The 19,720-nt window shown below is 58.6% G+C and carries 20 protein-coding genes and 5 pseudogenes; 17 read left to right on the top strand and 8 right to left on the bottom strand.

Features of this window, described 5'->3' with window-relative positions; genetic code table 11:
- Positions 1 to 237: 237 nt before the first annotated feature.
- Positions 238 to 369: pseudogene (locus tag AC3IX4_RS06045) on the top strand (amino acid ABC transporter permease); the annotation flags it as partial.
- Positions 370 to 377: 8 nt separating this feature from the next.
- A complete protein-coding gene (locus AC3IX4_RS06040) occupies positions 378 to 1,493 on the top strand; it encodes a succinylglutamate desuccinylase/aspartoacylase family protein (protein ID WP_489259691.1) in 1,116 nt (371 codons plus the stop codon).
- Between the two features lie 63 nt (positions 1,494 to 1,556).
- Here AC3IX4_RS06040 and AC3IX4_RS06035 read toward each other — a convergent pair whose 3' ends face one another.
- Both AC3IX4_RS06035 and dcd read right to left on the bottom strand, forming a co-directional pair.
- Complete coding sequence (locus tag AC3IX4_RS06035; RefSeq protein ID WP_489259690.1) at positions 1,557 to 1,766, bottom strand: hypothetical protein; 210 nt, start codon at positions 1,764 to 1,766, stop codon at positions 1,557 to 1,559.
- A 99-nt stretch (positions 1,767 to 1,865) separates the two neighbouring features.
- A complete protein-coding gene (dcd, locus tag AC3IX4_RS06030; RefSeq protein ID WP_489259689.1) occupies positions 1,866 to 2,432 on the bottom strand; it encodes a dCTP deaminase in 567 nt (188 codons plus the stop codon).
- Positions 2,433 to 2,798: 366 nt separating this feature from the next.
- Here dcd and AC3IX4_RS06025 point away from each other — a divergent pair, with 366 nt between their 5' ends.
- On the top strand, positions 2,799 to 3,008 hold the full coding sequence (locus AC3IX4_RS06025) for a cold-shock protein (protein WP_489259688.1): 210 nt from the start codon (positions 2,799 to 2,801) through the stop codon (positions 3,006 to 3,008).
- 165 nt (positions 3,009 to 3,173) lie between these two features.
- Here AC3IX4_RS06025 and apbC read toward each other — a convergent pair whose 3' ends face one another.
- Positions 3,174 to 4,268: an iron-sulfur cluster carrier protein ApbC gene (gene apbC / locus AC3IX4_RS06020; protein WP_489259687.1), complete on the bottom strand. Its 1,095-nt coding sequence runs from the start codon at positions 4,266 to 4,268 to the stop codon at positions 3,174 to 3,176.
- A 153-nt stretch (positions 4,269 to 4,421) separates the two neighbouring features.
- On the opposite strand from apbC, the gene metG reads away from it, so the two are divergent.
- The 8 genes from metG to AC3IX4_RS05980 all read left to right on the top strand — a co-directional run bounded on the left by metG (position 4,422) and on the right by AC3IX4_RS05980 (position 11,223).
- Positions 4,422 to 6,458 carry a methionine--tRNA ligase gene (gene metG, locus AC3IX4_RS06015; RefSeq protein ID WP_489259686.1) on the top strand — a complete coding sequence of 679 codons (2,037 nt, stop codon included), beginning with the start codon at positions 4,422 to 4,424 and terminating at the stop codon, positions 6,456 to 6,458.
- A 96-nt stretch (positions 6,459 to 6,554) separates the two neighbouring features.
- Positions 6,555 to 7,136 (top strand): Rnf-Nqr domain containing protein, encoded by a 582-nt coding sequence (locus AC3IX4_RS06010; protein ID WP_489261221.1) that lies wholly within the window; start codon positions 6,555 to 6,557, stop codon positions 7,134 to 7,136.
- Positions 7,133 to 8,146: an electron transport complex subunit RsxB gene (rsxB, locus tag AC3IX4_RS06005; protein ID WP_489259685.1), complete on the top strand. Its 1,014-nt coding sequence runs from the start codon at positions 7,133 to 7,135 to the stop codon at positions 8,144 to 8,146. The genes AC3IX4_RS06010 and rsxB overlap by 4 nt, the downstream gene beginning before the upstream one ends.
- Positions 8,133 to 9,137 (top strand): RnfABCDGE type electron transport complex subunit D, encoded by a 1,005-nt coding sequence (locus tag AC3IX4_RS06000; RefSeq protein ID WP_489259684.1) that lies wholly within the window; start codon positions 8,133 to 8,135, stop codon positions 9,135 to 9,137. The genes rsxB and AC3IX4_RS06000 overlap by 14 nt, the downstream gene beginning before the upstream one ends.
- Positions 9,137 to 9,748: an RnfABCDGE type electron transport complex subunit G gene (locus tag AC3IX4_RS05995; RefSeq protein ID WP_489261220.1), complete on the top strand. Its 612-nt coding sequence runs from the start codon at positions 9,137 to 9,139 to the stop codon at positions 9,746 to 9,748. The genes AC3IX4_RS06000 and AC3IX4_RS05995 overlap by 1 nt, the downstream gene beginning before the upstream one ends.
- Positions 9,741 to 10,304, top strand: a complete 564-nt coding sequence (locus tag AC3IX4_RS05990; RefSeq protein ID WP_489259683.1) for an Rnf-Nqr domain containing protein — start codon at positions 9,741 to 9,743, stop codon at positions 10,302 to 10,304. Before AC3IX4_RS05995 ends, AC3IX4_RS05990 begins: the two co-directional genes overlap by 8 nt.
- Complete coding sequence (gene nth, locus AC3IX4_RS05985) at positions 10,301 to 10,939, top strand: endonuclease III (protein WP_489259682.1); 639 nt, start codon at positions 10,301 to 10,303, stop codon at positions 10,937 to 10,939. The genes AC3IX4_RS05990 and nth overlap by 4 nt, the downstream gene beginning before the upstream one ends.
- Before the next feature lie 107 nt (positions 10,940 to 11,046).
- Positions 11,047 to 11,223, top strand: coding sequence for a PA3496 family putative envelope integrity protein (locus AC3IX4_RS05980; protein ID WP_489259681.1), 177 nt, complete (start codon positions 11,047 to 11,049; stop codon positions 11,221 to 11,223).
- Positions 11,224 to 11,304: 81 nt separating this feature from the next.
- Here AC3IX4_RS05980 and AC3IX4_RS05975 read toward each other — a convergent pair whose 3' ends face one another.
- Positions 11,305 to 11,931: a response regulator gene (locus AC3IX4_RS05975; RefSeq protein WP_489259680.1), complete on the bottom strand. Its 627-nt coding sequence runs from the start codon at positions 11,929 to 11,931 to the stop codon at positions 11,305 to 11,307.
- 534 nt (positions 11,932 to 12,465) lie between these two features.
- Here AC3IX4_RS05975 and AC3IX4_RS05970 point away from each other — a divergent pair.
- Positions 12,466 to 12,679 (top strand): annotated as a pseudogene (locus AC3IX4_RS05970) (hypothetical protein); the annotation flags it as partial.
- Positions 12,680 to 13,240: 561 nt separating this feature from the next.
- Here AC3IX4_RS05970 and AC3IX4_RS05965 read toward each other — a convergent pair.
- Positions 13,241 to 14,458 carry an argininosuccinate synthase gene (locus AC3IX4_RS05965; protein ID WP_489259679.1) on the bottom strand — a complete coding sequence of 406 codons (1,218 nt, stop codon included), beginning with the start codon at positions 14,456 to 14,458 and terminating at the stop codon, positions 13,241 to 13,243.
- A 97-nt stretch (positions 14,459 to 14,555) separates the two neighbouring features.
- Positions 14,556 to 15,548: a flagellar protein MotY gene (locus tag AC3IX4_RS05960; RefSeq protein ID WP_489259678.1), complete on the bottom strand. Its 993-nt coding sequence runs from the start codon at positions 15,546 to 15,548 to the stop codon at positions 14,556 to 14,558.
- Between the two features lie 128 nt (positions 15,549 to 15,676).
- Here AC3IX4_RS05960 and pyrC point away from each other — a divergent pair, with 128 nt between their 5' ends.
- Together pyrC and rnt are read left to right on the top strand one after the other, a co-directional pair.
- Complete coding sequence (gene pyrC / locus AC3IX4_RS05955; RefSeq protein ID WP_489259677.1) at positions 15,677 to 16,723, top strand: dihydroorotase; 1,047 nt, start codon at positions 15,677 to 15,679, stop codon at positions 16,721 to 16,723.
- Positions 16,720 to 17,391, top strand: coding sequence for a ribonuclease T (rnt, locus tag AC3IX4_RS05950; RefSeq protein ID WP_489259676.1), 672 nt, complete (start codon positions 16,720 to 16,722; stop codon positions 17,389 to 17,391). Before pyrC ends, rnt begins: the two co-directional genes overlap by 4 nt.
- A gap of 134 nt (positions 17,392 to 17,525) precedes the next feature.
- Here the strand turns inward: rnt and AC3IX4_RS05945 are convergent.
- A pseudogene (locus tag AC3IX4_RS05945) lies at positions 17,526 to 18,274 on the bottom strand (cation:proton antiporter domain-containing protein); the annotation flags it as partial.
- Positions 18,275 to 18,428: 154 nt separating this feature from the next.
- Positions 18,429 to 18,662: a hypothetical protein gene (locus AC3IX4_RS05940; protein ID WP_489259675.1), complete on the bottom strand. Its 234-nt coding sequence runs from the start codon at positions 18,660 to 18,662 to the stop codon at positions 18,429 to 18,431.
- A gap of 403 nt (positions 18,663 to 19,065) precedes the next feature.
- Between AC3IX4_RS05940 and AC3IX4_RS05935 the strand changes: the two are divergent.
- The 3 genes and pseudogenes from AC3IX4_RS05935 to AC3IX4_RS05925 all read left to right on the top strand — a co-directional run.
- A pseudogene (locus tag AC3IX4_RS05935) lies at positions 19,066 to 19,242 on the top strand (IS66 family transposase); the annotation flags it as partial.
- A 15-nt stretch (positions 19,243 to 19,257) separates the two neighbouring features.
- A pseudogene (locus AC3IX4_RS05930) lies at positions 19,258 to 19,356 on the top strand (NAD(P)-dependent alcohol dehydrogenase); the annotation flags it as partial.
- 132 nt (positions 19,357 to 19,488) lie between these two features.
- The gene (locus AC3IX4_RS05925) at positions 19,489 to 19,653 is read left to right on the top strand and encodes a hypothetical protein (protein ID WP_489259674.1); all 165 of its coding nucleotides are present in this window, start codon (positions 19,489 to 19,491) and stop codon (positions 19,651 to 19,653) included.
- The last annotated feature ends 67 nt before the right edge of the window (positions 19,654 to 19,720 follow it).

The raw sequence follows: 19,720 nt of genomic DNA, 5'->3' as shown, positions 1-19,720 counted from the left end.
CCAGGTTTTACGACTGCTGCGCAGCCGGACGTGGCCTCGTTCTACTCGTCCACTGCTACGAAATGCAGTACACCAAAAGATGTGTAGATACCTATGGCCATCGCAGCCAAGGCTGGCTCCTACACCAGCACGGTGCAGGAGCCAGCCTTGGCTGCGATGAATGCGCCGCGAATTACCTGATACACCGCGGTGCACGGCGCCTAGGCTCTTGAATCGAGAACGGCACAGAATGACGACTCGACGACCTTTCTGACGTTTCAATCGTTCGGCATCGCCGCGATCATCTATCTTTGTGTGATATTGACCTTGGTTGGCCTGCTCCGCCTGGCTGAGCGCCGCTGGCGGGCCGTTCTCGGACCTGCACATTAGGATCGACCATGCACCATCGGACTCACGAGATCCTGGCGCCGGTACCCGGCATCTCCCGCCAGATCCACAGCTTCCACTACGGCCCTCGCGGGGCTGGCAAGATTTATATCCAGGCGTCGCTGCATGCTGATGAATTGCCCGGCATGCTGGTCGCCTGGCACCTCAAGCAGCGCCTGAGTTTGCTTGAGCTGCAAGGCTTGCTGCGCAGCGAGATTGTGCTAGTGCCAATCGCCAATCCAGTGGGGCTGGAGCAGGTGTTGATGGATGTGCCGCTAGGGCGATACGAATTGCAGAGCGGGGAAAACTTCAATCGCAACTTCATCGACCTGAGCGACCAGGTCGGTGATGAAATCCAGCCCCACCTCAACGACGACACAGCCCACAACCTCTGGCTGATCCGCAACAGCCTGCGCCAGCAGCTGGAACGCCAGCCGGCGCATACCCCCCTGCAATCGCAGCGCCTGACCTTGCAACAGCTGGCCTTCGATGCCGACATGGTGTTGGACCTTCACTGCGACTTCGAAGCCGTGCAGCACCTTTACACCACACCCGAAGCCTGGCCCCAGGTAGAGCCGCTGTCTCGCTACCTGGGCGCCCAGGCGAGCCTGTTGGCCACCGATTCGGGTGGGCAGTCTTTCGATGAATGCTTCACGCTGGTCTGGTGGCAATTGCAGCAACGCTTCGGCGACCGCTTCCCGATCCCGCAAGGCAGTTTTTCAGTCACCGTTGAATTGCGCGGCCAAGGCGACGTCAACCATGCCATGGCCAGTCACGACAGCGAGGCCATCCTGAACTACCTCACTCATTTCGGCGCCATCGGTGGCGAACCGGCGCCGCTGCCAGCGCTGCTGTATCCGCAGACACCGTTGGCAGCGGTCGAACCGGTCAGCACACCACTGGGTGGCCTGCTGGTATTTCACGCGACCCCAGGGCAATACCTGCACGCAGGGCAAGTGATTGCCGAAATCATCAACCCGCTCAACGACCGGGTCACCCCTATCCACAATGTGCAACCCGGCCTGCTCTATGCCCGCTCCTTGCGGCGCATGGCCACCGCCGGCATGGTCATTGCCCATGTTGCAGGCCAGGTGCCCTATCGCAGCGGCTACCTTCTTTCGCCTTGAGGAACACCCTGCCCATGCACAAACGGGCGGCACTATTGGAGACGCCCTTGGTTGCAGGCGAGATCAGACCACGGGGGCAGGAGGTGGCTCATCGGGCAGTGCCGGCTCACCTGGTTCGGTCGGCTGGTGATCTGGATCACCAGGTTGAGGCGTGTCGGGGTCGGGTTGGCCGGGAATTCCGCCAGCCATTGCAAGGTTAGGATTCGCCAGCCGGCCCACCTGATTAGGTTGTAACAAGGCGAGTTTTGCACGGATCGATGGGTCGATTTTCATAGCGCGCTCCTGATCGAGGTGCGGCCTGCCTTGCGCAGACCGCAACAGTACATCTCGTTGGAGTGCCAAATGGCGAAGGAATTCCCTCGCCAGGACGCCTCAGGTACGCGGCAGGGTCACGCCGCGCTGGCCCTGGTACTTGCCACCACGGTCCTTGTAAGACACTTCACACTCTTCGTCTGACTCAAGAAACAGCATCTGCGCTATGCCTTCGTTGGCGTAGATCTTGGCTGGCAGTGTGGTGGTGTTGGAGAACTCCAGGGTCACGTGGCCTTCCCATTCCGGCTCAAGCGGTGTGACGTTGACGATGATGCCGCAGCGCGCATAGGTGCTCTTGCCCAGGCAAATGGTCAATACATTGCGCGGAATGCGGAAGTATTCGACGGTGCGGGCCAGGGCGAAGGAGTTTGGCGGAATGATGCAGACATCGCTCTTGACGTCGACAAAGCTCTTCTCGTCGAAGTTCTTTGGATCGACGGTCGCCGAATTGATGTTGGTAAACACCTTGAATTCATCGGCGCAGCGCACATCGTAGCCATAGCTCGATACGCCGAAGGAGATCACTCGGTCTTGGCCTTCACCGCGCACCTGGCGCTCGACGAAAGGCTCGATCATGCCGTGCTCTTGCGCCATGCGGCGAATCCACTTGTCCGATTTGATGCTCATGGCGGTGTGTCCTGAATAGCAAGGTGAAGAAAATAGTGCCGCGCATCTTACCGGGCTCACGCCCAGCTTCAAAGTTTCATCCACGCAAGGTGCCGGATGGCCATTCCCTCTTGGGCACAAAATGCACTGTTGGCGTGCTACATGCGCCATTAGTCCCGAATTCCACTAAACCCGAACAAGACCATTGGCACATTAGGAAAAAAGGGTTAAGGTGGCGCCACTGAAGCTGCTTGTGTCACTGAGAATCTCTACCCGATGTTAGATTTCGATCAAACCATCTCTACGAATTTTCCTGCTCTTTGCACTCAGTCCCGACCAGGGCAGTTCCTGCGTCGTAGCTAATTACTGTGTCCAAGGAGATACACCATGTCCAATCGCCAATCCGGTACCGTTAAGTGGTTCAACGATGAAAAAGGCTTCGGCTTCATCACCCCACAATCCGGTGACGACCTGTTCGTACACTTCAAAGCCATTCAAGCTGACGGCTTCAAAAGCCTGAAAGAAGGCCAAGCGGTCACTTTCATCGCTACCCGCGGTCAGAAAGGCATGCAAGCTGAAGAAGTTCAAGTTGCCTAACTTGTAGCTTTTAGCTTCGAAAAGCCCCGCCCTTAAAAGCGGGGCTTTTTTGTGGGCGTAATAAATTCACGGATTGAACGCTTCGCGATGATCTGGCATTCCGGCATGACTGGTTCCGGAATGCAGGTAGGAGCAGAGCTTGTCGGGCTCGCGAATAGAAGCCTGTCAGTCGTCGCTGATGGTGATGTTCGGCATTGCAGGTGTTGCCGCTTCCTGCAATACGATGCGCGCACCGACGTGGCGCGCCAGCTCCTGATAAACCATGGCAATCTGGCTTTCGGGCTCGGCAGCTGCGGTTGGCTTGCCGCCATCGGCCTGTTCACGAATCAGCATCGACAGCGGCAGCGAAGCCAGCAGCTCGACACCATACTGGGTCGCCAGCTTCTCACCCCCGCCCTCACCGAACAGGTGTTCAGCGTGGCCGCAGTTAGAACAGATGTGCACTGCCATGTTCTCGACCACACCCAGCACCGGGATATTGACCTTGCGGAACATCTCGACGCCCTTCTTGGCGTCCAGCAAGGCCAGGTCCTGCGGAGTGGTCACGATGACAGCCCCGGCCACCGGCACTTTCTGCGCCAGGGTCAGCTGAATGTCGCCCGTACCTGGCGGCATGTCGATGACCAGGTAATCCAGGTCGTTCCAGGCGGTCTGGGTAATCAGTTGCAGCAACGCACCAGACACCATCGGACCACGCCAGACCATCGGCGTGTTGTCATCGGTCAGAAAAGCCATGGACATGACTTCAACACCATGGGCTTCAAGCGGCACAAACCACTTCTGATCCTTGACCTTTGGTCGGGTACCTTCGGCGATACCAAACATCACGCCCTGGCTGGGGCCATAGATGTCGGCGTCGAGAATCCCCACCCGCGCGCCTTCGCGAGACAGGGCCAGGGCCAGGTTGGCAGCGGTGGTGGACTTGCCCACGCCACCCTTGCCGGAGGCCACCGCGACAATGTTTTTCACATTGGCCATGCCCGGAATCTGAGCCTGGGCCTTGTGCGCCACGACCACGCACTGGATCTCGACTTTGGCGCTAGCCACGCCGTCCAGGCCTTCAATGGCCGTTTGCAGCACCTGCGCCCAGCCATTCTTGAACAGGCCAGCGGCGTACCCCAGCTCCAACTGCACGCGAACATGATCGCCTGTGATTTCCACGGCACGAACACATCCGGCGCTGACCGGGTCGAGGTTCAGGTAAGGGTCGGTGTATTGAGAAAGGACGGCTTCCACCGCGGCGCGATTGACGGCGCTCATGAACACTCCCGAGTCAAGACTGAGCAAAATAGACGGCTATCGTAACCGTTCTGTGTCATTGAAAGCATTGCGAGTGGTGCACACGGGGTGAAATATCTTTGCGAGCCCTTTATAGTGGCCGATCTTCGTTTTACAGCCAGAAAGCCGAGCCCCATGTCCGAGCCACGTCAGATTCTCGTCACCAGCGCCCTGCCCTATGCCAATGGTTCCATCCACCTTGGCCATATGCTTGAGTACATCCAGACCGACATGTGGGTGCGCTTCCAGAAGCATCGCGGCAATCAGTGCGTATATGTTTGCGCAGACGATGCCCATGGCTCGGCCATCATGTTGCGCGCCGAAAAGGAAGGCATCACCGCCCAACAACTGATCGACGCCGTCCAGGTAGAGCACAGCACCGACTTTGCTGACTTCCTGGTTGAGTTCGACAACTTCCACTCGACCCACTCCGAAGAAAACCGCGAACTGTCGAGCCAGATCTACCTGAAGCTGCGTGACGCCGGGCACATTGCCACCCGCTCGATCACCCAGTACTTCGACCCGCAAAAGCAAATGTTCCTGGCCGACCGTTTCATCAAGGGCACCTGCCCCAAGTGCGCGGCCGAAGACCAGTACGGCGACAACTGCGAGAAATGCGGCGCAACCTATGCACCGACCGAGCTGAAAAACCCGAAATCGGCGATTTCCGGCGCGACACCGGTGCTCAAGGACTCCCAGCACTTCTTCTTCAAGCTTCCCGATTTCCAGGCCATGCTGCAAGCGTGGACCCGCAGCGGCACCCTGCAAGATGCTGTCGCCAACAAGATCGCCGAATGGCTGGATGCCGGCCTGCAAGAGTGGGACATCTCCCGCGATGCACCGTATTTCGGTTTCGAGATCCCGGGCGAGCCAGGCAAGTATTTCTACGTCTGGCTGGACGCCCCGATCGGCTACATGGCCAGCTTCAAGAACCTCTGCGCCCGTCGCCCGGAACTGGAATTCGACGCCTACTGGAATAAAGACTCCAAGGCCGAGTTGTACCACTTCATCGGCAAGGACATCGTCAACTTCCACGCCCTGTTCTGGCCTGCCATGCTCGAAGGCGCCGGCTACCGCAAGCCGACCGCCATCAACGTACACGGCTACCTGACCGTCAACGGCCAGAAGATGTCCAAGTCGCGCGGCACCTTCATCAAGGCGCGCACCTACCTGGACCACCTGTCGCCGGAATACCTGCGCTATTACTACGCGGCCAAGCTGGGTCGCGGAGTCGATGACCTGGACCTGAACCTGGAAGACTTCGTTCAGAAGGTCAACTCGGACCTGGTTGGCAAAGTGGTCAATATCGCCAGCCGCTGCGCGGGCTTCATCCACAAAGGCAACGCCGGGGTGATGGTCGAGGGTAACGCCGCGCCAGAACTGACCGAAGCCTTTCTGGCCGCCGCACCGAGCATTGCCGACGCGTACGAGACGCGCGACTTCGCCCGCGCCATGCGTGAAATCATGGGCCTGGCCGATCGTGCCAACGCCTGGATCGCCGACAAGGCACCCTGGTCGCTGGCCAAACAGGAAGGCAAGCAGGACGAAGTCCAGGCCGTTTGCGCCCTGGGCATCAACCTGTTCCGCCAACTGGTGATTTTTCTCAAGCCGGTACTGCCGGTGCTGGCTGCAGACGCCGAAGCATTCCTGAACGTGGCACCGCTGACCTGGGACGACCACAAGACCCTGCTGAACAACCACACGCTCAACCCGTTCCAGGCCCTGATGACGCGTATCGACCCGGCCAAGGTCCAAGCCATGACCGATGCTTCGAAAGAAGACCTGGCTGCAAGCCAAGCCGCACCCACCGGTAACGGCGAACTGCAGAAAGATCCGCTGTCGGCCGAAATCGAATTCGACACCTTTGCGGCCGTCGACCTGCGCGTTGCCCTGATTCTCAAGGCAGAAGCCGTGGAAGGCGCCGACAAACTGTTGCGCCTGACCCTGGACATTGGTGACGAGCAGCGCAATGTGTTCTCCGGCATCAAGTCGGCCTACCCGAACCCGGCCGAGCTAGAAGGCCGGTTGACGATGATGATCGCCAACCTCAAGCCACGCAAAATGCGCTTTGGTATCTCCGAAGGCATGGTGATGGCTGCAGGCCCTGGCGGTGAAGAGATCTACCTGCTCAGCCCCGACAGCGGCGCCAAACCTGGCCAACGCATCAAGTAATACCCTGAACGCCCCGCCACGACGATTCGTGGCGGGGCGTTTTCATTGCTGTGTCCTTGCCGGATAATGGCTGACAGCTCGCACGCCGGCATGACCATGACCGAACTGTTCTTCACGCTCATCAGCGCCGCCCTGATCAACAACCTTGTGTTGCACACACCGCTGGGCATTGACCCGTTGGTGCGTATTGCGCAGGACACCGGTCGCACGCGCATCCATGCGCTGGGCATTGCCACCTGCGCCTTGATGATCGTGACGGCAGTACCCGGCAATTTGGTGGCCCAATATCTATTGGCGCCCCTGGACCTGGGCTTTCTACGCCTGTTCGTGTTCCTGCCCTTGTGCGTGCTGTTGATCACGCCGCTACTGCGCTTACTGGCAAGGTTGCTTCCCGCCCTGCCCTTTGCCGGGCTCGACAACTTGCTGCTGGCCAATGCCGCGGTGCTGGGCCTGGCCTTAAGCGCTGACGATGGGCACTTCGGCGTTTGGACTACCTTAATAATGAGCCTGGGCGCCGGGTTAGGGTTCTGGCTGGCCCTGAGCCTTTTCGACGACCTGCGCGAGCGGGCCTGCAATGACGATGTGCCTTCGCCCTTTCGGGGCCTGCCGATCCAGTTGATCAGTGTCGGCCTCATGGCAATGGCGTTTCTTGGTTTCGACGGATTGTTCAGATCATGAGTTTGATTCAACGCATCGACGCCCTGCTGCCGCAGACGCAGTGCGGCAAATGCGGTCATCCCGGCTGCAAGCCCTATGCACAAGGCATTGCCGCGGGCGAGCCCATTAACAAATGCCCACCCGGCGGTGCTGAAACCATTGCGGCCCTGGCGAACCTGCTGCAGGTGCCGGTGATTGCCCTGGACACCGAGCGTGGCGAGGCGCCAGCCCAGGTTGCCGTCATCCGTGAGGCCGAATGCATCGGCTGCACCAAATGTATTCAGGCCTGCCCGGTGGATGCCATCGTCGGTGCCGCCAAATTGATGCACACCGTTATCGCTGATGAATGCACAGGCTGCGACTTGTGTGTGGCGCCCTGCCCAGTTGACTGCATCGATCTGGTGCCGTTGCCGGCATTGGGCAAGGTCATACCGATCGTCAGCGGCCTGGCGACCACTGCCGAGCAATTGCAGGCCCGCGCCGACAAGCGCAATCATGCACGCCAACGCCATGAGCAGCGGGCCGCTCGCCTGCATCGCGAAGAGCAGCAAAAGCTGCAGGATCGCAAGGATCGCTTGCAGCGCTCGGCTCAGGTCGAGACCACAACGAGCGACCCCATCCAGGCGGCGCTGGAGCGGGTCAAGGCGCAAAAAGCCGCGGCGGACGATGCCGCGCTCAAGCAGGCGAAAATTGCCGTAGCCATGAGTCGAGCCCAGTTGCACAAATCGCTCAAGGCTTTTGGATCGCCCCCTACCCTGCCACAGCACCTGCAGCTTGAAGAATTACAGCTGACCCTGGATCAAGCGCAGACGCAGCTGGACACACTTCAAGCCCAGGCACCGACACCACCCACCCAAGCCGCCGCGCCGGCCAGTGCTGACCTCAAGCGCGCGAAAATCCAGTTGGCCATGCGCCGTGCCGAGCTTGGCAAACTGGAAAGAGATTCAACCACCAGCCCTCAGACCCTAAGTGCTGCGCGCGATGCGGTAAACCAGGCGCAGCGCCAACTGGACGCTCATGCAACCCCTTGAGGTCGCTGACAGCACTCTGGCTCTGGAGCGCACGCGCCGGGCCATGGGCCATGTTCTGCTTGCTTTGATTCCGGGTGTGCTGGCGCTGTTCTGGCTGCAAGGCTGGGGAACGCTGACCAATTTTGTGCTGGCGGCGAGCAGTTCGATGGCCTGCGAAGCGGTTTTCGTGCGCTTGCGTGGCCAGCAGGTGACGGCCGCCCTCAGCGATGGCAGTGCCTTGGTCTCTGCCACCTTGCTCGCTATCGCCCTACCTCCAGCCGCCCCCTGGTGGCTGGTGATAATTGCCAGCACCGCCGCCCTGGGGCTGGGCAAGCATATTTACGGAGGTGTGGGTCGTAACCCCTTCAATCCAGCCATGGTTGGCTATGCGTTGGTGTTGGTGTCGTTTCCGGTGCACATGACGCATTGGCCGGCATTGCACGCAGCCGATCTGCAGGGCAATTTGCAACAGGCCTTCGGCCTGCATCTGGCAAGCTCCCCGGACGCGTGGGCACACGCTACAGCCCTGGACGCGCTGCGCCTCAACAAAAGCCTGACAATGGATGAATTGTTCGCTCACCATCCCGCTTTCGGGCGCTACGGTGGCCAGGGTGTCGAATGGAGCAATCTGGGCTTTCTGCTCGGCGGGCTGTTTTTGCTGCACCGGCGTGTCATCAGTTGGCATGCGCCGGTGGGAATGCTGGTATCGCTGTTCGTTTTCAGCCTGGTGTTCTGGAATGGTTCGGGCTCTGACTCGCAGGGTTCTCCCCTGTTTCACTTGCTGTCCGGGGCAACCATGCTGGGTGCTTTCTTTATCGTCACGGAGCCTGTGTCCGGCCCCAGGAGCGCCCAGGCGCGGCTGATCTTCGGCATAGGTGCAGGCGCACTGGTGTACGTGATACGCACCTGGGGCAACTACCCTGATGGCGTCGCTTTCGCCGTCTTGCTCATGAACCTCGCGGTGCCGGCCCTGGAACGGGTTGCCAAGCGCACCCCACAGGTGTCCCAATGATCAGCCGCACGCGCAGTGTGCTGATGGTCTCAGTACTGGCAGTGGTCAGCCTCGGCGCCAGCTATGCCTGGCAACAATTCAACGCCCAGCGCATCACTCAGGCCCTGGAACAACTGCAAGCACAGCAATTGCTGAGTGTGTTACCGAGCGGCAGCTACGACAACCAGCCCTTGAAGCACCCCATGGCCTTGCCCGACAACGCGTTGGCGGGCAGTACGCTGCTGGCCGGCTACCTGGCCAGCAAAGACGGCAAGCCGTGCGCCGTAGTACTGCAAAGCAGAACCACGGGCTACGGCGGCCCCATTGAACTGATGATTGCCATTGACCCGCAAGGCCGTTTGATCGGCAGCAAAGTGTTGCAGCACAGCGAAACCCCAGGGCTCGGCGCACGCATTGCCGACCCCGCAAACCCGATGATGGCGGCGTTTACCGCAAAGGATCGGCGCAATACGCCAGATGAGCAGTGGGCACTGGTTCGCGACAAGGGGACGTTTGATCAGGTTGCTGGCGCGACGGTTACCTCACGCGCAGTAGTGAACGCAGTGCATGAGGCCCTGCGCTACTTCGATGAACACAGCGCCACGCTACTTCCCGGAGGCCTCCATGAGTAAGACCTGGGCCTGGCTGGGCCCCTTGAGCCTGGCCCCCCTTCTCGGCGCCAGCCAGACACTGGCACACGCCTTCGCCTTGCTGTTGGCGAGCTTGTTCATTGTGCTGACTTGGCGCCTGTGCATGGCACCATTGCGTCACCATCTGCATGAGTCGATGCACGATTTGGCGTGCCTGCTGGTGGCCGCTGCAATGGCAACCTGCCTGGAAATAGCGCTGCGCGCCTGGTCGCTGCCCCTCTACCAGGCCCTCGGCCTCTATCCCGCCTTGCTGGCCTTGAACTGCCTGCTGCTGGAGCGGGCAGACCCATCATCCTTGAGCATGCCTTCGTTGGCCCGCTATGGCGCTCTCCTGCTGGTTTTGGGCCTGGTCCGGGAGTTGCTCTCAAGCGGCACCTTGAGCCTTTCTGTGCCAACCGGTGGCGAGCAAATGGGCGTAAGGCTTGCCACCCTGGCGCCCGGCGCCCTCATATTGGCGGGCCTTTTACTGGCAGGCGTTCGTGCCTATCATTTGCGATCCCGCTCCAATGCTTCTGCCAAGGAAACACCTAAAACATGAATGCCGCTAAACGCCTGGAGATTTTTCGCCGCTGGCATGATGAGAATCCCGAACCCAAGACGGAGCTGGCCTATTCAACCCCGTTCGAGCTGTTGATCGCGGTGATTCTTTCAGCTCAGTCCACCGACGTGGGCGTCAACAAGGCCACTGCCAAGCTGTTCCCGGTCGCCAACACGCCCGAGGCAATCTACGCGTTGGGCGTTGAAGGGCTGTCGGAATACATCAAGACCATCGGCTTGTACAACAGCAAGGCCAAGAATGTGATCGAGGCATGCCGCCTGTTGATCGAACGACACGCAAGCGAAGTACCGCAAGAACGCGAAGCCCTCGAAGCGCTTCCAGGCGTAGGCCGTAAAACTGCCAATGTGGTGCTCAATACCGCCTTTCGGCAGCTGACCATGGCAGTCGATACGCACATTTTTCGCGTCGCCAACCGAACCGGCATTGCGCCAGGCAAGAATGTGGTTGAAGTTGAAAAGGGCCTGATGAAGTTCGTGCCCAAAGCCTATCTGCTCGATGCTCATCATTGGTTGATCCTGCACGGGCGCTACGTGTGCCAGGCGCGCAAGCCGCGTTGTGGCAGCTGCCTGATTGAAGACCTGTGCGAGTACAAGCACAAAACCTCAGACGATTGAGCAAATCTGGATAAAACCGCTCAGTCGATTGAAAAAATCTTTTTTACCTTGCTCAGGATTCTAGTTATAAGGAGCGCCAACGGCAGTCAAAGCCTGGAGTTGACCTTATGAGCACCGTTGAACTCGAAGTAGACGAAGATGTTACCCAAGACGACCCTGCAGAAGGGGCAGAACCGTCGAAAGAAACGGCGAAAAGCAACTTGAAGAAACGACGCGAAGTCGACGATCTTCTTGAAGAGCGACGCTTGAAAAAACTGCTCGCCGACTACGATTTTGACCTTTGAACCTGTAGCGATGAACGCACCGCGGTTTGCCTGATGTACCGCGGTGTGCCCATCGCAGCCAAGGCTGGCTCCTACACAGGATCAAACCAGACCGTTGCGCTGCGCCAGTTCGATCAGGTCGACCAGCGAGCGAGCATTGAGCTTGAGTAGAAGTCGGGTCTTGTAGGTACTGACAGTCTTGTTGCTCAAGAACATCCCGTCCGCGATTTCCTTGTTGGACTTCCCCTTGGCCAGTTGCTGAAGCACCATCATCTCGCGCCCTGAAAGGCGCTCGACCATTTCCGCCTCTGAGGAACTACCCAGGCTTGAGCGCACCGAATGCAACGCCTGATTCGGGAAATAGCTGTAGCCGGAGAGCACGGCCTTGATCGCACTCAGCAATTCAGTGAGATCTTGCTGCTTGCACACGTAACCCGCTGCCCCAGCCTGCATGCAACGCATGGAGAAATGCCCCGGCGCCTGGGAGGTCAGCACCAATATCTTCATGCCAATATGGGCAGCCGCCAACCGGGCAACGACCTCCAGCCCGTCCAGCTTGGGAATACCGATATCCAGGATCACGATGTCCGGCTCGTGCTCGCGCGCCAACTGCAGCGCATCCACTCCATTGTCCGTTTCCGCAATGACGTCGTAGCCATGGCGTTCCATCAACATGCGTACAGCAAGGCGAATGACGGGATGATCATCCACGATCAGCACTTTATTCATGGGCAAATCCAATTCTTCGCTGTTCGAATTTTTAGAGCCCGCACAATAGCCTAGTCATTGGACTCTTTGCATTGCACTCTTGGCGAGCATATACAGGCAGAGACCCTGCCTACATTCAAGAGGGACACTTCCTACAAAAAAACCTTACAAGCAGGAATTCAACAACTCTTTTAAAGCAAACAACCTTGCAACCGGAATCTTGAACAATGGCAGCACAGAACTCGTTGAGATTAAATTTCATAACCGGCACTAAACGAACCGTTCTCAGTGACCATTTCACCATAGCAGGCTGATCTATCACTTCAAGCAGATACAGTTTCAAAACATAACACCTGCCCACCTAACGTCCACAGCCGCACACTCCATAACCCTTGAAAAACTTCCCATTGAACCCCGCCAACGTAAAGCCTAGCCTCATGCTGTCAATCGACAGGGGCACACTTGGCAATGAGACATAAACACCACCTTTAGCGGTGGCCCCCACTGGCAAGCTACGCATAAACCGCTGCCGACAACATGACTCAAGGAATTGCCATGGACAAGCCCACTGCTATAGCCCGAAATCCACTGACCATGATTGCTATATTTGCCGGCGTCATCGAGGCATCCGCCATGGCATCACTGCCCTTTCTAGACGAAAACAGCCAAAATATTTACACCTGGTTTCTGGTGGGCTTCCCACCATTCTTGACGATTTTATTTTTCCTTACGTTAAACTTTAACTATAAGTCTTTATATTCACCTTCAGACTTCAGCAACGAAAACCACTTTCTCAACGCACTTGAGCAGCCCCCCTGCCCAGCAGACCTGGCAATAACGCTAAACGCCTCCCACAATGCCCGCCTCCTCGACTTGATGAGCCAACAAACCACGACTGAAAAAATCAAGAGCATTCTGAGCAACAAAATTGCCATCACGTTCGAGACCAAGGGCAGAATATATATCGTCAACGGCTACTTATTCAGCTCACAACCGGAACTTGTCCTACTTCTTTTACAGCTACTTCAGACAACTGCCTCAGCAGCAAAAGTCGACCCTCCAGAACAGAGCCTGGTGGTGCTGATTCTGATCAATGAATCCAGGAGAACCCTGATCGAGAACGCCCTCAACGACGTCATGACGCTGGCCAGCGAAAATACAGAAAATAACTGCCTGTTTGCGCTCTACAACCTCGACTCCTTGAAGCTCAGCCAAATCAACACACCCACCGACATCTAGTGAAAACGAACTGGAGTCGGTCATATCATGCAAAAAGTCAAAAAAAAGCCCCGGCCATTCAGGCCAGGGCTTTTCAACATCAACAACAGAATCAGAACAACTTGCGGCCTTTATTGGCAGCAATGCGCATGCGCAAAGCATTGAGCTTGATAAAGCCCGCTGCATCGGCCTGGTTGTAGGCGCCGCCGTCTTCTTCGAACGTTGCGATATTGGCATCGAACAGCGAATCGTCGGACTTGCGGCCGGTCACGATCACGTTGCCCTTGTACAACTTCAAGCGAACGACACCGTTCACGTTGACCTGCGAAGCGTCGATCATCTGTTGCAGCATGAGGCGCTCCGGGCTCCACCAGTAACCGGTGTAGATCAGGCTGGCGTATTTAGGCATCAGCTCATCTTTGAGGTGAGCCACTTCACGGTCCAGGGTAATCGATTCGATCGCGCGGTGAGCCCTGAGCATGATGGTGCCACCCGGCGTCTCGTAGCAACCGCGGGACTTCATGCCCACATAGCGGTTTTCCACGATGTCCAGACGACCCACACCGTTCTCGCCGCCAATGCGGTTCAAGGTAGCCAGCACAGTGGCCGGGGACATTTCGACGCCGTCCAGCGCAACGATGTCGCCGTTGCGATAGGTCAGCTCCAGGTAGGTTGGAACGTCTGGCGCCGACTCAGGCGACTTGGTCCAACGCCACATGTCTTCTTCGTGCTCGGTCCAGGTGTCTTCCAGCACGCCGCCTTCATAGGAGATGTGCAGCAGGTTGGCGTCCATCGAGTACGGAGACTTTTTCTTGCCGTGACGCTCGATCGGGATCGCGTGCTTCTCGGCGTAATCCATCAGCTTCTCACGCGAGAGCAGATCCCACTCGCGCCATGGAGCGATGACCTTGACGCCCGGCTTGAGCGCATAAGCGCCCAGTTCGAAACGAACCTGGTCGTTGCCCTTGCCGGTGGCACCGTGGCTGATGGCATCAGCACCGGTTTCGTTGGCGATTTCGATCAGGCGCTTGGCGATCAACGGACGTGCGATGGAAGTACCCAACAGGTACTCGCCTTCGTAGACGGTGTTGGCGCGGAACATCGGGAAGACGAAATCGCGGACAAATTCTTCGCGCAGGTCATCGATGTAGATTTCTTTCACACCCATGGCTTGCGCCTTGGCACGTGCAGGCTCTACCTCTTCGCCTTGTCCCAGGTCTGCGGTGAAGGTCACCACTTCGCATTTATAAGTATCCTGCAGCCACTTGAGGATCACCGAAGTGTCCAGGCCGCCGGAATACGCCAGAACGACCTTATTTACGTCCGCCATGCCATTACTCCACGGGGTTGTACGGAAAACCGTTGATTCTACCGGTCTGGGCGAAAAATTTACAGTGGCGCGACAGCTTGTGACGATGAAGCGACAGTTATTGTCGAAGGCGCGACGGATTTTGCTGCGCCGACAGCGCTGCTGGCGCCGTTGTGGCGATGGGTGCGGGGCTGGAGGGTACTGGCATAGGCGCAGGTGCCGCAGCCTGCTCAAGCGCTGCTGCGGGCTTGGGCGCCATGGCGACTCGGTCCAGCTCGATATTGACCCGCCGATTGCGCGCACGGTTGGCAGCCGAAGTATTGGGCGACAAGGGGTAGCGTTCACCATGAAAACGCAGGGTGATCTGCTCTTCGGTGAGGCCGCCAGCCTTCAAGTAGTCCATGACCGCCATCGCCCGACGACGAGACAGGTCTCGGTTAGTCAGGCGATTGCCGCTGTTGTCCGAATGCCCGTCGAGCTCCACATGGTTGACGCTGGGGTCGGCCTTCATAAACGCCAGCAGGGCGTCCAAATGAGCGCGGCCGTTGTTGTCCAGGTCAATGCCGCCGCCGGGAAAGCCGACTCGGGTCTGGCGAATCTGGTCATAGTTCATCGGCAACAGCTTGCTGGCACAGGCCTGATATTCGCCGTAGGCCTTACTGAACTTGACGGGCAGCAGGCGGACCTCAAGTGGCTGTCCCGCTTCACCGGCCCCGTTGCGCACCACCGTACTGCGCCCATCGAGCAAGCCATTGATCAAGCGACTGGCCTGCCCTTGCGTACTGTCCAGCACGACAGCGCCACGGCGTACCCGGACCGCACCAAGATTGATATCGCCTCTGCCAGGCTGCCAGGGCGCGGCTGCCGCCAGGAGGGTGGCAGAGCCTGTGCCCAGCACATGGCTGCTGGATTTGAGCCTGAAGGTCGCTTGCTCACCCGCGCGACGCACGAACTCCCCCGTACCGAAATCGGTGATCGGCTGGGCCAGACGACATTCAAATTGATCGCCTTCCACGCGCCACTCGATGTTTTCCAAACGAGTCTGGAAGGTCAGGGCCACAGCCGGCAGGCTTGCAAACAGACTGAGCAGGGCTAGATAACGCTGGCGCACGGAGGGCTCCATAAATTCACGACACACTCGGGGCATATCGGTCAGCCACGGCAAAACTTGATAGCGAGTGCCCCGCAGAGTCTTTTCCGGTAGCATTCGCCGTGAGTTCGACCCGCCTGGAATCCCCAATGTCCGACCGCCTGACCCTTCTGCGTCCCGACGACTGGCACATCCATCTTCGCGATGGCGCCGTGCTGCCCCACACCGTTGCCGACGTTGCGCGCACCTTTGGCCGCGCAATCATCATGCCTAACCTGGTACCTCCGGTGCGCAATGCCGTCGAGGCCGATGCCTATCGCCAGCGTATCCTGGCCGCCCGCCCGGCCGGCAGCCAGTTCGAACCGTTGATGGTGCTGTACCTCACCGACCGGACCCAACCCGAGGATATCCGTGCAGCCAAGGCCAGCGGCTTCGTGTACGCCGCCAAGCTGTACCCGGCTGGCGCCACCACCAACTCGGATTCGGGCGTCACCAGCATCGACCTCATTTCCCCGGTGCTCGAGGCCATGGCCGAAGTTGGCATGCCGCTGCTGGTACACGGTGAAGTGACCCGTAGCGAGATCGATATTTTCGATCGCGAGAAGATGTTCATCGACGAGCACATGCGTCGCGTGGTCGAGCGTTTCCCGACGCTCAAAGTAGTGTTCGAGCACATCACCACCGCCGACGCCGTGCAGTTCGTCAATGAGGCTTCGAGCAATGTGGGCGCCACCATCACCGCGCACCACTTGCTCTATAACCGCAACCACATGCTGGTTGGCGGAATTCGGCCGCACTTCTACTGCCTGCCGATTCTCAAGCGCAACACCCACCAGGTAGCCCTGCTGGATGCCGCTACCAGCGGCAGCCCGAAATTCTTCCTGGGCACCGACTCGGCGCCGCATGCCCAGCATGCCAAGGAAGCGGCCTGCGGTTGTGCCGGTTGCTACTCTGCCTACGCCGCCATCGAGCTGTATGCCGAAGCGTTCGAGCAACGTAACGCACTGGACAAGCTTGAAGGCTTTGCCAGCCTGCACGGCCCGGCTTTCTACGGGCTGGCGGCCAACAGCGAGCGCATCACCCTGGTTCGCGAAGCCTGGACCGCCCCGGCAACCCTGCCGTTCGGCGAATTGAATGTTGTCCCGTTGCGTGCCGGTGAAACCCTGCAGTGGCGTGTGCTGGAGGAGTCGGTGTGAGCGAAGATCGTTTTGATGACGAGCAGGACGGTCAGGGCGGTGGCTCTCGCCACCCAATGGCCGAGCGCTTTCGTGGCTATCTGCCGGTCGTCGTGGATGTCGAGACAGGCGGTTTCAATAGCGCCACCGACGCCTTGCTGGAAATCGCTGCCGTGACTATCGGCATGGATGAAAAAGGTTTTGTGTTCCCCGATCACACCTATTTCTTCCGCGTAGAGCCCTTCGAAGGCGCCAATATCGAAGCCGCCGCCCTGGAATTCACCGGGATCAAGCTCGATCACCCGCTGCGCATGGCCGTCAGCGAAGAAGCCGCGCTGACCGATATTTTCCGTGGCGTACGCAAGGCCTTGAAGGCCAATGGCTGCAAGCGGGCGATCCTGGTCGGTCATAACAGCAGTTTCGACTTGAACTTCCTCAATGCCGCTGTGGTGCGCACTGACATGAAGCGCAACCCGTTCCACCCGTTCTCCAGTTTCGATACTGCGACGCTGGCCGGGCTTGCCTACGGTCAAACGGTATTGGCCAAGGCCTGCCAGAGCGCCGACATCGATTTTGATGGGCGTGAGGCACACTCGGCACGTTATGACACAGAAAAGACTGCCGAGCTGTTCTGCGGCATCGTCAATCGTTGGAAAGAAATGGGCGGCTGGCACGACTTTGATCATTGATCAAAAGCCAGCTTTGGGGTAGGAGCCGGCTTTACCGGAGTGCCGGACCACCGCGATGAACGCACCGCGGTTTGACTGTTGCACCGCGCTGCCCGCATCGCAGCCAAGGCTGGCTCCTACACGGGCCGTCCGGTTTATTTAACCTGCCCTAGATTGGCCTCGCTGAGGTCCAGTTCACCCAGCACCTGGCGTAGCACTTCATCACCGATCTGGTTGTGGCGGCGCAATTTGTAGAGTTCCAGGCGCTGGGCTTTCAGCGCCCGCAGCCGCAATCGACGCTCCAGTTGATCCATCTGCCAGGCCAGCGCCTGCGCCTCGGCGGAATCATTGAACACTTCCAACTGATGGCGAAGTTCAGCCATCACTCGCGCCTTGACGTCCGCAGCCAGCGAAGCTTGAGCGGCCTGCGCCGCCGGGTATCGCGCACGCCTTCGCGCAAGGCATCGTCCTGGCTCTTGGTGATGCCGCGCAGCAACAATGGCAAGCTGATGCAGGCAGCCACCAGTGAAAGTAGAATCACCCCGGCTGCGATGAAAGTCAGCAGATCTCGCTCAGGAAAATCAACACCCGGCGCCAGCAACAGCGGCACCGACATCACACCCGCCAGCGTCACCGCCCCTCGCACACCGCCCAAGGTCAGCAACAGGCACGAACGGGCGTTGGGCACCATCGCCAAGTTCTCCTTGCCGCGCCAGTGCCGAATCTTATTGATCAAACGCCAAACACCCTGGACCCAGACAAAACGCAGCACCAACAGCACCGCAAAGATGGCAACCACATCCAGGCAGCGCCACAGCAAGGTCGGCCACAAAGTGGGTTCGTGGCTGACAACAGCCTTGACGATATCGGGCAACTGCAAGCCCAACAGCAGGAAGATCAAGCCTTAGTTCTCATTGCACACTTGTGTAGGTGGCGGCAGATGCTGCGTGCGCAAAAATGAACATGGCGTCGCGCAATCTCAACGAGCTTTTTCCCCTACCGGGAGCTGACTGATACGGCGCCGCCATAGAGGATGTCCTGCCATGCGGCCGGCTCTCTTAGCTTTCACCATCACGAACAGTGACCCTCACTCCCGTAGCCACGATCTCGTACACGGTTTCCGAAATCCTATTCACAGCACCACCCGATCGTATTTCGAAATGCTTCATCCCTTCATGTCGAACCATTCCGCCTGAAGAGCGCTCAACGATCTCGTCTTGGTAGATGTTGATCACGTACTCCAAGCTATCCGTACCAACTCCAACGATTTTTCCAACATATTTATCTGCCATGTCAGGACTCCTTGCTTGAAGCTTCAGAGTAGCTGGTACCCAATCGGGTGCTTCTCCAACGCTTTCTTAGACCTAAGCTCAAGGAAAGGCATGACTACTCCCGCGCTACAAAACGGCGCACCTCGATTGAGTGGCGCGACTAAGGTGATACCCGGTTGAGTGCCTCATCAGCCTTGTCAGCGGCCTGGGTGGCAGTAGCCACAGCCTTGGTCGCGTTGTCTGCCGCGGTACCGGTCTTGCGCGTCAGCTCATCCAGGCGAATGTCGCGCTGCCTGGATGCTTCGTCGTAGGCGTGGCGTACCAGGGCGACCTGCTCAAGGGTAATTGGCCGGGCTCGGAAGGTGTGTTCCCCGGCCCCTTACCGTAGTGTAGGAGTTCGAAGGTGTGTTCGCCGGACGCTTTCGATGAAACACCGGTGCAAATGCTTGCACCAGGCGAGAAGAAAACCCATCGGGCTTACGTCTGGGCCTCCAGCACCACGCTATTTTCGGCGCTCAGGGCCGTGGTTTACGACTTCAGCCCAAGCCGTGCCGGTGAGCATGCGCGTAACTTCCTCGGCTCTTGGAATGGCAAGCTGGTGTATGTGGTTGCGCAGATCATGGCCCTGACCGACGGCCGAGGTGTCGACGTGTCCATCGAAGCGCTGGGCACCCAGGGCACCTTCGAGTCCGCACTGCGGGTGCTGCGCCCGGGCATCAGCGGGACGGAGTGATGAAGGTTGCGATAACACCTTGATAACGGGTGGGTGACTCTCGAGGTCGAAAGGAGGTTGTTTATGATCCTTGCTATCACAGAGTAACGGACGTCCCATTGTTGGGTCGTGCACATGGATGACTTGGAAGTGAACTTCAACAGCCAGGAAGAAGCGAAGGCACTCGTTGGCCAACTCAAGGCACGTATCGAAGCGCCGCATATCTGGCCGATCACGGCTGGCCAGAAGGTATTCGCACAACCGACACTGGGTAGCCGCTTGGCCGCTGCCGTTGAGTAACACCCGTGAAATCATAAGCGGGGCAGGCTAAACGGCTCCACATCCAGTTGGGAGGGAGGCAAGGTGT

The organism is Pseudomonas sp. KH_021 (assembly GCF_057838865.1).
This window is presented reverse-complemented; position numbering and strand designations above follow the sequence as displayed.

Bases quoted from the DNA above. Each gene is read 5' to 3' on its own strand.
- rsxB (WP_489259685.1), top strand. From the start codon at position 7,133: ATGAGTTTGATTCAACGCATCGACGCCCTGCTGCCGCAGACGCAGTGC.
- AC3IX4_RS05975 (WP_489259680.1), bottom strand. From the start codon at position 11,931: ATGAATAAAGTGCTGATCGTGGATGATCATCCCGTCATTCGCCTTGCT.
- pyrC (WP_489259677.1), top strand. From the start codon at position 15,677: ATGTCCGACCGCCTGACCCTTCTGCGTCCCGACGACTGGCACATCCAT.
- apbC (WP_489259687.1), bottom strand. From the start codon at position 4,268: ATGAGCGCCGTCAATCGCGCCGCGGTGGAAGCCGTCCTTTCTCAATAC.
- AC3IX4_RS06010 (WP_489261221.1), top strand. From the start codon at position 6,555: ATGACCGAACTGTTCTTCACGCTCATCAGCGCCGCCCTGATCAACAAC.
- AC3IX4_RS05940 (WP_489259675.1), bottom strand. From the start codon at position 18,662: ATGGCAGATAAATATGTTGGAAAAATCGTTGGAGTTGGTACGGATAGC.
- AC3IX4_RS06025 (WP_489259688.1), top strand. From the start codon at position 2,799: ATGTCCAATCGCCAATCCGGTACCGTTAAGTGGTTCAACGATGAAAAA.
- AC3IX4_RS05925 (WP_489259674.1), top strand. From the start codon at position 19,489: ATGGATGACTTGGAAGTGAACTTCAACAGCCAGGAAGAAGCGAAGGCA.
- AC3IX4_RS05980 (WP_489259681.1), top strand. From the start codon at position 11,047: ATGAGCACCGTTGAACTCGAAGTAGACGAAGATGTTACCCAAGACGAC.
- nth (WP_489259682.1), top strand. From the start codon at position 10,301: ATGAATGCCGCTAAACGCCTGGAGATTTTTCGCCGCTGGCATGATGAG.
- dcd (WP_489259689.1), bottom strand. From the start codon at position 2,432: ATGAGCATCAAATCGGACAAGTGGATTCGCCGCATGGCGCAAGAGCAC.
- AC3IX4_RS06000 (WP_489259684.1), top strand. From the start codon at position 8,133: ATGCAACCCCTTGAGGTCGCTGACAGCACTCTGGCTCTGGAGCGCACG.
- AC3IX4_RS06035 (WP_489259690.1), bottom strand. From the start codon at position 1,766: ATGAAAATCGACCCATCGATCCGTGCAAAACTCGCCTTGTTACAACCT.
- AC3IX4_RS05990 (WP_489259683.1), top strand. From the start codon at position 9,741: ATGAGTAAGACCTGGGCCTGGCTGGGCCCCTTGAGCCTGGCCCCCCTT.
- AC3IX4_RS05965 (WP_489259679.1), bottom strand. From the start codon at position 14,458: ATGGCGGACGTAAATAAGGTCGTTCTGGCGTATTCCGGCGGCCTGGAC.
- AC3IX4_RS06040 (WP_489259691.1), top strand. From the start codon at position 378: ATGCACCATCGGACTCACGAGATCCTGGCGCCGGTACCCGGCATCTCC.
- metG (WP_489259686.1), top strand. From the start codon at position 4,422: ATGTCCGAGCCACGTCAGATTCTCGTCACCAGCGCCCTGCCCTATGCC.